The following is a 12,216-nucleotide window of genomic DNA, read 5'->3' as shown; positions in this document are numbered from 1 at the left end:
GCTGGGCGATGACCGACGTCATGCTGCGCCGGCTCACCCGAGGCGGCCCCGCTGTCAGGCACGGACCACGACCACTACAACGAACCCACTGAACAGATCTCAAACACGGTCTCAGGCACGGTGGCAGGCATCTCAGGTACGAGGCGCATGAACTGTGTATTGAGTTGAGTGAACTCCGGTAGGCCGGGCGGGTCTTCTGTGGCATCGTGGCATCCAGAGCGGTGCAGTCGTCGTGGTGGTTGTCGAATCATCGACTGTACGGATAGGTCGCCTTCCGCTCGCTCTTTACGGTTCGCCAACTGAAAGAAGATACGTGGGATGACTGTCGGCATCTCCTGGATTCTTGAGCCCTACGCGGTAGATTGCCTCACGTTTGTTCGCCGGATCGGATTAACCGATCTAGCCAATCGGTTACGTCCCGGAGTCGGAGATCGACTACCTCTAATGAGTACGGAGGAGGCCAGGGAGTTGATCGAATCATCGCAGACTCAAGGCATCGCCCTGCTCGGGCAGTCCAGCGGGTGGGCGTTTGCCGTGGAGTATGGCGACGCCGTGGCCTCAGCACCTCAGGGGATGGAACGGCTGTCCGCGGGGGGTGCGGAGGCGGTGAGCTTTCACCTGATGCCGTGGGAGCCGCCGTCGATTTTCACCTACTACAAAGACGGGGTGAAAGTGTGCCAGTTCGGGCTCGGCGAGGAATCGCGCCGCTGGGGAGACGATCCAGATCTATTGGTTGACCGGCTCTCAGCTGCCGGCGTTCTCCACTCTGAGGGCAGAACGCACTCGCTGGGCGCCGACCAGCGAGCGGAAATTAGCCTGCAGGTCATCACAGATTTCTTTGAGCTCGGCCTCCGGAATGGCCAACTGGAGGAGGGCCGCCTGAGTTCAGTTGACTATCGGCGGTGACTTTTCTCGTGACACCGGATGAATGGCATCCGCGTTCCTGGAACAGACACAGCAATGTTTGCCGGACGCTTCGCCACGGGCGGCCTGAGATGCACTGACGCAGCAATCGCCGGCCACGGAAGAGGCTGGCGGATTCACGTGAATCCGCCAGCCTCTCTTAAGTTAGCTACTTGGCGTCACTAGGGCGGAAAGTGCAGCTGTCCGCGTTGTAGACGCAGTGCTCGAATCCCGGGAGACCGAGCCAGAACGGCTCATTGTCCAGCAGTCTCTTTGAGGGCACGAAGCCGCCGGTTCGGCCGAATGGCGCCATCGCTCCTGTATTTTGGTCGAGGGGTATGCTCGCCCGTCCGCACTTCGCGTTCCAGATTGCTGGATCATCTGCATTCACCTCGGGTGAATCAGCGGAGTCGCGGTCATCCAGGCGGATTGTCCACTGGTTTTGCGACTGGCCGGGTGGCGCCGCGTACAGCTGGACGCATTCGTCCCCTGAGTCCACCTTGTTGGTTCCTCCGGTGAGGCCGCCGCTCTCGTACGTGGTGGCGAAGGCATATTCGTCACAGCTGCCCGACGGCGTCGAGGGATGCGCATCCCATTTGGTGGGGCAGATGATATCGCGGTTTCCCCTCTGGCCGTCTGCGAGATAGTGCAGTGGCTTCTTCCTCTCCTTGCTGCCCGGGTGGCTGGCCAGCTTCTCGCGCATAAGCCAGTAGTAGGCTCCTGCGGCGGGATACCGCTTGGTGGGAATGGGGTACGTCGGGATGTAGGAGGAGAACACGCATCCAGGGCTTGCCGTGCCCTTGGTGATGTTGTCGCACCGGACGGTGAGGTCGCCCAGGGTGCTCCCGAGGTCGTGGTTCGCGGTGAGGGGGGTGACGGACGCGCGGCCGGTCAGCATCCACCCGAGGTCGAACTTCTCCTCACCCGTTCCGCCCCACTTGGTCTGGTAGAGGCCCTTGGCTGTGTGGAGGTCGCTGGTGTTCCAGCTGGGTTCGCCCGTCCATACCTTGGGTGACTGTGAGCAGTCTGCCCCGCAGGTGTTCGTCGTGTCCCACCCGAGGGTTACCTGCCCGAGTGTCGGGTCGACTCGGGTGGGAACGATGTTGATGTATTGGTCGAACTCGTTGAGGTTCGGGTGCAGCTTGATCTGCATCTCCATCACGAAGTCGGCCCAGCCCAGCTCTTTTCCGTTCTCCATCCAGAAGAGGGAGACGTTAGAGACCTTCCGCAGACAGGCTTCAGTTCGAGTGTAGTAGTCATTTCCCGGGGACATTGGGGCGCACCAGGAAACAATGTCCCCTGCCGCAGATGGACTCTTACCGTCAGCTCGCCTCTGCGGAGCACTCTTTGTATCGGAATTGAGCCGCATGCAGAGTGTGCGCCCCTTGGCGTCGCGCGGCGAGCAGCGGTCACCAAGAGCGGGCACGGCTCCCCGTGCGGCGCTCGTTCCGGTGTTCCGGTTCGCGCGAATGGGCTGATCGTCGAAACCGGGAAGATCAGCCTGGGGTTCGCCATCGGGGATCGATACGAGGGGCATGATGCCCAGATCCTGTGGATCGCCGGGCTCGAACGCGACAGCGTCGAAAGCGATGTCGTCGTCACCTGTTCCGTTGGAGGTGATCGTGGTCAACGCCATCTCGGGTATGGCGGCGTTGAAGCGGTATGACCCGAGGGATACCCAGCGGTTGGCTGTCCCCTTCTGGGAGATCGTCTTCTTCTTGATGCCGTTGACGGTCTTGATCTCGTACTGCGCGTAGGCGGTCTGTGCTCCGTGATCGGGAAGGTGAACCCATACCCTTGCCATCGCTTTGGGTAGTCGGTTCTTCAACTTCCATGTGCCGGTGATCTTCAGGCGTTGGCCCTTGGCGTCGTCCTGGCGGGTGTGGCCGTAGTAGAAGTGGCCGCCGAAGCCGGCGCCGAGCTGGTGGAGGTCGGCCTTGGAGGGGTAGACGGCTTCGGTGCCGTTGTTTCCGAAGGCGAAGGAGAAGGTACCGGAGTTGGTCCAGGCGTTGGTGCAGCCGGGACGTATGACCGGGGTGCCTGTGGAGACGTCGTCGACGATGAGGGCGTTGGAGGGGAGGCCGCTGGTGGTGCAGTTGGGCGGGTAGGCGGTGCCGTCGGCCTCTTCGGGGTAGGTGTTGTTGAAGCGCATGAACTCATACCCGCAGGTGGTGACGCAGTCGGTCTTCCAGGTGGCGGGCTTGTTCCACCAGCATTTGAAGTCGGCGCGCCCGCAGGGGCCGCTGGTGGCGGAGTCGTTGGTGGCGCTGTCGGAGATCCGGCTCGGGTTACAGGTGTTCGAGGTGTCGCAGAACAGGTCCTCGGGAGCTTTGACGTGGGCCCGGTTGTATTTGGCGCTGCCCTTGGTGGTGACGCCGTCGTTGGTGCCGTTCCAGGAGGCGGCGCGGAAGGCGGGCACCATCTTGCCGGGGGATTCGAGGAAGGCCGGCGGGTGGGCGGCGAAGCCGAGGACCTTCTCCTGGTAGGGCCAGTTCTGCGGGCGGGCTGCGGCGCTGGCGTCGTCGTCGCCGTTGGCGTTCTCCATGAAGGGCAGGCGGCCTGCGTCCCATTCGGGGTTGGCGGGGTTGTTGGCCCAGCCCAGGCCCCAGGGGGAGCCGTCGCTGGTCTTGGGGTGGAATCCGGAGTTGTAGGCCCACAGGGCGAAGTACCAGTTCTCCGGGCGGGCGGAGGTGCCGTGGTTGGCGATGAGCCCGGCGGCGCGGGTCTCGTTCCACTTGGAGATCAGGGTCTGCAGTCCGGCGGCGATGTTGGCGGTGTAGTCCAGGGCCGCGGCGCGCTGCTTCTGGTAGTCCCAGGCCGTACCGCCGTGACCGTCCTCGCGGCCGGCCATCCGCATGTGGTCGGTGATCTGGGTGATGCCGTAACCGCAGTCGGCGTTGGCGAAGTTGACGTCCCAGTCGTTGCCGGAGTCGCCGTCGTAGAGGTTGATGCCGTAGTAGTTGCCGATCAAAGGGTTGGCGGTGACGCCGGGCACGGCCTCGCGTCCGGCCTGCCACATGTTCGACTCCTGCGTGGCCACCCCGAGCATGACCTGCGCGATCGCCCGGTCCCCGCCGTCCACGACGGGGTTGAGGAAGAGGCTCTGCGGCGCGTATTCGGGCATGCCGAGGTTCTTCCAGTTCGCCGGCCGCTTCACCAGCATGTTCAGGTTGCCGGTGACCGCCTGGTCCACAGCCCACTCCACCTGGCGCGGCTTGGGTTGCATCGCCTGGTTGCGCGGGTCGTTGCGCGGCACGGAACACGTGCGCTCAGCCTCGACCGGATCGGTCGGCGAACTGGCCGCAGTGATGCCTTTCGCCTTCGCGGTGGCGGGGCGGTGGGTGTGGCTGGTCAGGGCTGGGGATGCTTCACGCCCCTGGGCCGCGTGGGAGGTGGTGCGGCTGGCCGGGTCGACGGTGAACGCGGCCTGCCGGCCGGTCGGGGCCATGGTGAGGGCCAGTTTCACCGGTCGGGCCCGGTCGGCCTCGCCGGGAGGCAGGAGCGTCCCCTTGCCATCCCCCCACTCGGGCGGATCGAGGAAGCCATCACCCTGAGTGGTGACCTGGGCATCCTTAGGGGCGGCGGCGAGCTGACGCACCGTCGACGGCAACGCCGTCTTCGAGGCGAGGCGGGCATGGCCCGTAATGAAGGCGGTGCCGGCGCTTCCCACCAGGCTCGTCTCGGCCGCCGGGCCCGTGGCGAGCACAGTCGGCTGGGTGCCACGGGCATCGGGGTGGGTCACAGCCGCTGCGGCGATCCGTTTGACCGTGCTGGTGGCACCCTTCTTGTCCAGGAAAACGACGCCGCCGTCGCCATCAGGCGTCAGCCGGTAGGGCACGCTCGTGGTGCGGGCCAGTGCGGTGCGGTGGCCTCGGGTGTCGACCTGGATGACCTCGGCACCGGATGCGGCAACGATTGTGCCGTCGGTGACCGGGATTGCGGAGGTGACCTGCCCCTTGGTCTCGATCGGCCCGGACAGCTTGCCGGTAGCGGCATCCACCCGGATCAGCCGGGTGCCAGGCTTGTCCTCACCGCCGGACTGGGTCAGCACGGCGCGCTCGCCGATCCCGCAGCCCGGGTTGTAGTACGACAGCGACGCCAGCAAGTCCAGCTTGTTGACCTGGCCCGTGTCCAGGTCAACGATCGCCGTGAAGCCACCGCGGGCCATCCGCTGCGGCTTGTTGGTGAACGTACGGGGCGCGTACACCACCACCGCCCGCTTGCCCGAAGCGGTGACACACGTATTGCCAATCCAGGCATCCGTGTCGAACCCGGGCTCGGACAACGTGGCCGCCGTCTTCCAGGCGTAGCCGTCTTTCTGATCAGCGGTCAGGATGTGAAAGCCATTGGCATCACCGCTGGTGGTCCACGCCCGATCCCCCGATCGGCTCCACTCCTTGCCGAGCAGCTGCGCGCGCTGGGACGGCGGAACCGCTGCCGGGTCAGCTGCCGGCCCGGGCTGCTCAGACGCTGCCGGATTGGCGGGGGCAGCGACCGATATCTGTGTCAGGCTGGTGAGCACGGCTGTCGCGGCTAACACCGCTAAGCCGACTCGGCTTCTTCCTTTACGTTTCAACACCATCTCCCCATTAGTGTTTTATGGCATAGGCGTACGGGCTGCCTTGCATCCTTAGGGACAGGGCCAAGGCAACCCGGCGCAGCTTCAGTGACGCGAGCTAACCGAACCTGCGATCCTGAGTGCAGAATCCTTATCCTGCTTGACCTGGGCAAGTTCCTCGCTGTGCTCTTGCATGAGACGCTTCTGGATTTCCACGTCAACGGAATTCCAGGTCTTGATGAGATTGGCTGTGCTCTTACAGGTGACGTCAGCCTTGGCGGTTTCAATCTCTGCCACCGTGGCGTTCTCGCGGAGAACTTCGGGTCGTCGTTCGCCTTCATCGGATCTGTGTAGGAGTAGCCCTTGCTCTTCATGCAGGATGACCAGTCGGCGAAGACCTCCTTGACCCTGCGGTCTTCGAGCGAGTCCGCTGAGCGGCGTACCGCTTCGGCTGACTGGATCGAGCCCGTGTCGAGGTGGCGCCGTTCGCCGACGGGACGCCATTCGCCACTCATCTCGGCGAGACAGTCCCGGCGGTGCGCGAAAAGGGGAGGCTGGGCAGCGGCCGGCTCTCCCTGGACATCATTTTCGGCTCTGGCCGCGTCCGGTTCGAGAGCTGGGCCGGCGAGCTCCGCCTGCCCGCCTGCTGACCGGTACTCCTGCGTCGGCGGGATCCGCGTGAGGGTCTCGCCTACCAGGCACGGCGTCGCAGCCGTCCCGAATGGCCATCCCCTGGCCTGTGTCCGCCCCGCCCTTAGCCCGGCTCGCATGGCCCAGTCGGCCAACTCGTACGCGGGGATCGCTTCGCGTCGGCGAGCGTGTTGATGGTTGGCTCGGAGCCGCCCCGCCCAGTGCGCGATCCAGCTCCCGGCGTGCCTGCCCGTCCCCGGGCGCCAGGGACGGGCTACGAGAGCACGAGCCAAATGCTTCTACATTTCTATGTAGTCGGCCTTGTCGTTCCAACTGCCGCCGGTCGGGTATCCGACCTTCGTGAAGTCGTAGCAGCCGGGGTTCCCCAGCGCCATGTAGGGATCGGGCAGGAAGCTGCGCGCGTCATACACGAGAACGCCACCAGTGGCTCGGCGCACGCAGCCTGAACTGGCTTTGTCACGGAAGCCCCAGTCGCCGAGGTTCTTCTTGCCGGATTGATACCACTGCAACATCCGGCCTGTGTAGTTGGAGTGCTCAAACAAGCACACCCTGTTGCAGTCCCCGATGTCCGTAGCGGATGCCTCACTCCGGTTGCCTGCTTGTGCGGCTTGCTTCTTGTTTTCCGCAGCCGCGACCGGGTCGATGCTCGGCAGTGCTTCGTCGGCTTCCTGCTGGCTGTCGAAGCAGTAGACCGCGCCGCCCGTCACCTGCGTACAGGCTTGCGCGCCTTCCCAGCTTTCCGCCAAGTTGATCTTCTTGCCCTTGTAGTCGGCGATGACGGGCTCGCTCTTCTCCGGCTCCTGCTGCACCCGGGCCTCTTCGGCCGGCGAGAGTACCCCTACCACCGGCTGCGGTGCAGTCTCCGTCGCGACGGCAGGCGATGCGACAGCCAGCGCAGCGAGGACCGTCGCAGCGGCACCTAAAGCAGCACGAATCGACCTCATGTTCCCCCCATGATTGGAACGTATGAACGATTTTCGTTAATCAATGTAGCCAGAGGGGGTGTTGGGGCGTCAGTCAAAGACCGGCCAAACAGGGACCCGCGCTTCGCCGCTGCCCTGCTACGCGTGGGGACGCTGTCCGGGGCTGTCCACAACGCCACGCCCGACGATCGCGATGGAGGTCACGACGCTGCCCGCCGTACCCCAAGGCCCGTCCTTCACCAGGACGGTTCGTTCCCCCAGGAGGCGGAGACTGTTCGCGTCGAAGATCCATTCGCTTCGTTCGCCGTCGTGTGTCCTTGCCACTGCCACTCCGTGCCGACCTGCTGCGTCAACGGCGTCTGAAATCAGTACGACGCCGGGGATGTGGGCAGCGGCCCGGTAGAGGGAGGCGCTGACTGCGGGAGGTGCGACGGAATGACGCAAGAGGTCTCCGATGGTGACGAACGCTTCCTGATCGTCGTCTGCGCCGTGATTGCGCCTCACGTCCTGGTAGACCCTTTCGAGCAGGGCGCCGGGCTCGGTCGGCAGGCCGGACAGGAGTTTGTAGGAGGGCGAGTTCATGGAGGCCGCGCCCGGTGGTTCCAAGGTGACCAGGGGCCCGCCGGCCCGGCTCTGCACCGTCGCACGGCTTCCGTCCGAGTAGGTCCACTGCTCTAGAGCCTCATCCCTGCTGCTTCGCTGCATCTGACCGTCCGGCCCCTCGGAGAGCACGGCACTGCGTCCAACCGTCTGGACGTATGTGTACTGGTCACGCCGAACCGCCCCCCCTGGCTTCTCGGCAGCCGCCAGAGCGGCGCGTTCCAGAAGATGCGCCGATTCCGCGCTAGCGGGCGGAGTGGTGTCGGGGGGTGATCCGCCGAACACGCTCACACCGGCGACGACGGCTCCCACAAGGGCTCCTGAGGCGAGAACGACAGCCCAGCGGCGACGCGGCAGTCGGGACCGGAACGACTTGTCCGGCCCTGTTGCCGGAGTGGTCGTTTCACGCAACACATGCGCTTTGCGCTGCAGCAGGCGATCCGTATCAATGTCTCGGTACGGCGGAGTCGGCACCAGCCGGGCGAGCTCATCCCGTTCGGCGGACTCAGTTGCGTCATGCTGTTGCGGCGTAGATCCGGTGGTCATGGTTTCCTCCCCTTGACGGAAGCTGCGGACTTCCCACTGCCTTCTCTGTGTCCGTTGGCCCGCACGGGTTCCAGAGACCGACCGTTCTCCGCCGATTCCGCTTCGAGTGACTTGCGGAGCTTCTCCCGTGCGCGGGACAGGCGCGAGCGGACCGTGCCGACAGGCACGCTGAGAGCCGCGGCTGCGTCTGCGTATCCCAGCCCAGACCACACCACGAGGCCGAACACCTCGCGCTCGGTACGACGAAGGCGACCCAGGGCTCTCTTGGCCGCGGCGAGCCGTTCACCATCGGCCATCTGGTCGACGATCTCGTCCGAGAAGTCGGGTACACGATCGCTTCGAGGTATCCGTTCCATTGCTGCGCGGTGCCGACGTGCGGCGCGGGCCCTGTTTCGGAGCACGTTGGTTGCGATGCCCAACAGCCAGGCTCGGGGGTGTAAGACGTCGCTGCATAACTGGTCGCGCAGACGCCAGGCTTCCAGAAAGGTGATCGACATCACGTCTTCGGCTGTCGCCCAGTCTCCAGTCACGCGCAGGGCATGTGCGTATACAGCGCGCGCGTGGGCATCGAACAGTTCTTCAAAAGCTCCTGCGTCGCCGGATGGTGCTCGATTGGTATGTGCCACAACCTCTAGTGTCCGCTCAGACACGCCAGTTCCACTTCTCGTGTGGGTACTACTGCCGTGAGCCGCGATCTCTGCTCAGTGATCGAGGCCCACCAGAGCTGGACACAGCCTCTCCTGGTCTCGCCCTCGGAGTCGCCGGGGCAGGTCACCTCGGGCTGTACCCAGGCGCAGCGAGCTCAGATCCCTTGGGACCCGACCAGTGCAGCATTCTGAGGGTGGTGGCATCTGACTCTCTCCTCAAGCGCTGGCGCTCTCGACCTGCCCTCCCCAGGCTGGTCGAGTGGGTCACCCGTCTGCGCGTCGACCCGCGCACCCAGGACTACTACGAACGCCGCGTCAAGGAGGGCAAGACCCGACGCGAAATCGTCCGTTGCCTCAAGCGCTACGCGGCCTCAGCGATCGCCGTCAGGGACTTCGCGCCGACCAGCACCGCGCACGCGGCGATCGCGAGGACGAAGGCGAGGGGATGGCGACGCCCCATGGCCCGGCGCGGATCGGGCACCGCCGCGAGCCGGTCCAGCAGACTCGGGTGCTCCCCGGGCTCGGCGGGCCGGGCGTCGGTGAGCTGGCCCAGGCCGGAGGGGATGGGGAATGATACAACACCGCCCTGACCTCCCACCAGAACGCGAACTGGAGGTCCTCAAGAGTCCGGATGGCGTATACGTATCGAGCGGTGGCGCGGAGCGGCTCATCTTCCACCAGGGCGAAGATATCGTCGTGATGGAAAGCAAGGGCGGCAAGGCCGGAAACGTCATTACCAGTTACGGACCGTCCGGCCCCAAGAACGACAGCGGCGCCGCCGCATGGGGTGGGTCACCAAGCGACCCCGGGCCGCCCGTCACACGCGAGCAGATCGTCAACGGCGGCATCCCCACTCCCAAGGGCGGCTCTCTGCCTCCGGCGACACAGCTTCGACAGGGAACCACCATGCGACTCGATCTGGCAGCGGATTTCGCCGTCACCCTCACCGACCGACCCCTGGCCCATGCCCCCCCGCTATTCCCTGTCGGGCGCATACGTCACGGCATCTCCGCACACTGGCCAGCCCAGCCACGAGGTGCTCCTGTCCGAGACTTTCGGGAGCGTCGACTGGCTGTGGTCCGGCGACGACGAATTCCGCTTCGACAAAGATGACCGATCACTCAGAGGCTGCACGCTCACGGTTCCCGAGGAAGCACCCGTGGGCTGGGATCCGCATGCCTGGACCGAGGTCCCCTCCACAGACACAACAGCTGCCCATCATCGGCGGTCGCCACCAGATGGCCATGCCGTGGGTCCGCCTGGACGGTCTCAGCCGATCGGCCCGAAAGGATCACCTCCGCCGGCAGCAGGTCGACGGTCGGATCCATACCGTTGACGTCGAACCCGTCATAGCCCGTCGCGGTCGGTTCGTCGCCCTCGCGCACCACGGCCCGGACCGCGTCGTCATCGTCAGCAGCAGCGAAATAGCCATAGATGACTCCCATGCGACGATCTTGACACCCGCCACTGACAACTGCTCCTGATCAGCCCTTCACCTCAGAGGAACCGCACCTGGCCCGGTTGTGGCCGCCCTGCCCGTCGTTTTCGCATACGTGGTGCGCCAGCCTCTGAAAGGCGGCTATCTCCGGGCTGCTCGCCTGTCGGGAGAATATGCCGCTGGGGGGGAGGACCCGCGTGTGATGCCGCCGCACATCGAATGGGGGCGAGCCGCCGGTGCTCACACGCCAGCGGCTGGGACCGACCACCTGGTGGAGGAGCGGGAGGAAGTCTGCGAGGGGCAGCTGGTAGGGCGGGCCATTGGGCGGTCTGTCGATGCCGGTCACGGGCGGACGGAGAGTCGACTCATCGTTGTCCCGTCCAGGGCAGGTTCGGTGCCGGTTCGGACGAAGTCTTCCGGGAGCGGTCGGGGCATGCGGTGGCGCTGAGGGCAGTGGGACGGTTGCGTAGCACTGTTCCGGACGGGGTCTGACTCATGACTTTTTTGACCGAAGTGTCTTGTCACAGGCATGTCGACTGCCGTTGTGGATGGTGCTTGCTGTCACCGAGCCACAGGGCGTGTCCCAATAGGGGCCTTGCCGTCTTTCAGGCGCCATCACGGTTCAGACCGCCCGACCGGCAGGTGCCAGCCACCCAGCACATCACCACGCGGGAGGCAGACCACCATGACGACCAGACAGCGCAGCACCTCTTCCACCAGCACAGGCCCGCCCGCCCGGGGCGAGGTCGTCCTGGGTGTGGACACGCACGGCGAGATTCATGTCGCCGCAGTGGTTTGCTCACTGGGCCAGACCTTGGGCATCAAGTCCTTTCCGGCCACGGCGGTCGGCTACCGTCGGCTGCTCGCCTGGGCTCGCAAGTTGGGCACGGTGCGCCGGGCCGGAGTGGAGGGCACCGGTACATTCGGCGCGGACCTGTCGCGCTACCTCCTGGCGCAGCATGTCGTGGTGTTCGAGGTGAACCGGCCCGACCGCTCGGCTCGTCGACTGCTCGGGAAGTCGGACCCGCTCGACGCACAGGCCGCCGCGCGGGCCGTGCTCAGCGGTCGCGCCAGGGCTCGCGCCAAGACTGGCGACGGTCCGGTGCAGAGCGCCCGGATGTTCAAGATTGCCAAGGATTCCGCAGTCAAGGCCCGCACCCAGGCGATCAACCAGCTCAAGGCCGTCCTGGTCGTAGCCGACCCGGCCCTGCGGGAACGACTGTCCGGCCTGGGCAATCGCGAACTGTTCCGCATCTGCGCACGCCTCAGCCCGCACGAGGGCGGGGGCAACGAGGACCCTGTAGCTGAGGCCACTCTCATAACGCTGAGCATGCTGGCTCAGCGCATCGAGCAGCTCACCGGGCAGATCGATGAGCTGAATCAGCGACTGACCGGGCTCGTTGAGCGCCATGCCCCGCAGCTGCTCGCGCCGGTGGGTATCGGCCAGGACTCCGCTGTCACGCTCCTGATCACCATGAGCGACAATCCCGAGCGGCTGAGCAGCGAGGCGTCTTTCGCCGCCCTGTGCGGAGTCAGTCCCATCGAGTACTCCTCGGGCGGCCGGAGCTCGCGCCGACTCAACCATGGTGGCGACCGGCAGGCGAATGCCGCTCTGCCCCGCATCGTGTTCACCCGGCTGCGCCACGACCCGCGCACCCAGGCGTACTACGAACGCCGCACCCGGGAGGGCAAGACTCGGCGTGAGATCATCCGATGCCTCAAGCGATATGCCGCCCGCGAGGTCTTCAACCTGGCCAGGACGGTCCCTACCGCCCCCCGTTATAGGGGCATCTGTGCTGTGCGGATTCCGGGCCCGTCTGATCGAGCACGGTCTGGAGGAGAAGATCCTCGACATCCTCCTGCAACGTGCGAGGGAGTTGGACCTGCTGCGGGCAGGAGGACGTCAGCGCACGGACTCCACCCATGTCCTGGCTGCCATCCGGTCCTTGA

8 protein-coding genes and 1 pseudogene are annotated in these 12,216 nt (G+C 65.4%); 2 read left to right on the top strand and 7 right to left on the bottom strand.

Annotated features, from left to right (window positions below):
- Positions 1–444: 444 nt before the first annotated feature.
- On the top strand, positions 445–906 hold the full coding sequence (locus ACFWA7_RS03580; protein ID WP_385539447.1) for a DUF6461 domain-containing protein: 462 nt from the start codon (positions 445–447) through the stop codon (positions 904–906).
- Positions 907–1,072: 166 nt separating this feature from the next.
- Here ACFWA7_RS03580 and ACFWA7_RS03575 read toward each other — a convergent pair whose 3' ends face one another.
- From ACFWA7_RS03575 to ACFWA7_RS03545, 7 genes are all read right to left on the bottom strand, one after another.
- A complete protein-coding gene (locus ACFWA7_RS03575) occupies positions 1,073–5,425 on the bottom strand; it encodes a Tat pathway signal protein (protein ID WP_385820605.1) in 4,353 nt (1,450 codons plus the stop codon).
- Between the two features lie 141 nt (positions 5,426–5,566).
- A complete protein-coding gene (locus ACFWA7_RS03570) occupies positions 5,567–5,758 on the bottom strand; it encodes a hypothetical protein (protein WP_385820603.1) in 192 nt (63 codons plus the stop codon).
- Between the two features lie 632 nt (positions 5,759–6,390).
- Positions 6,391–7,056 (bottom strand): peptidase inhibitor family I36 protein, encoded by a 666-nt coding sequence (locus ACFWA7_RS03565; RefSeq protein WP_385820601.1) that lies wholly within the window; start codon positions 7,054–7,056, stop codon positions 6,391–6,393.
- Positions 7,057–7,173: 117 nt separating this feature from the next.
- The gene (locus ACFWA7_RS03560; protein ID WP_385820599.1) at positions 7,174–8,181 is read right to left on the bottom strand and encodes a CU044_5270 family protein; all 1,008 of its coding nucleotides are present in this window, start codon (positions 8,179–8,181) and stop codon (positions 7,174–7,176) included.
- Positions 8,178–8,807 (bottom strand): RNA polymerase sigma factor, encoded by a 630-nt coding sequence (locus ACFWA7_RS03555; RefSeq protein WP_385820597.1) that lies wholly within the window; start codon positions 8,805–8,807, stop codon positions 8,178–8,180. Before ACFWA7_RS03555 ends, ACFWA7_RS03560 begins: the two co-directional genes overlap by 4 nt.
- Before the next feature lie 382 nt (positions 8,808–9,189).
- Positions 9,190–9,426, bottom strand: a complete 237-nt coding sequence (locus ACFWA7_RS03550; protein ID WP_385820595.1) for a transposase family protein — start codon at positions 9,424–9,426, stop codon at positions 9,190–9,192.
- Between the two features lie 538 nt (positions 9,427–9,964).
- Complete coding sequence (locus tag ACFWA7_RS03545; protein ID WP_385539461.1) at positions 9,965–10,273, bottom strand: hypothetical protein; 309 nt, start codon at positions 10,271–10,273, stop codon at positions 9,965–9,967.
- A gap of 522 nt (positions 10,274–10,795) precedes the next feature.
- Here ACFWA7_RS03545 and ACFWA7_RS03540 point away from each other — a divergent pair.
- Positions 10,796–11,968: pseudogene (locus ACFWA7_RS03540) on the top strand (IS110 family transposase); the annotation flags it as partial.
- Positions 11,969–12,216: the final 248 nt, after the last annotated feature.

Origin of the sequence: Streptomyces sp. NPDC059994 (assembly GCF_042737755.1) — a bacterium.
In the GTDB taxonomy this organism is placed as follows: Bacteria; Actinomycetota; Actinomycetes; order Streptomycetales; family Streptomycetaceae; genus Streptomyces.
This window is presented reverse-complemented; position numbering and strand designations above follow the sequence as displayed.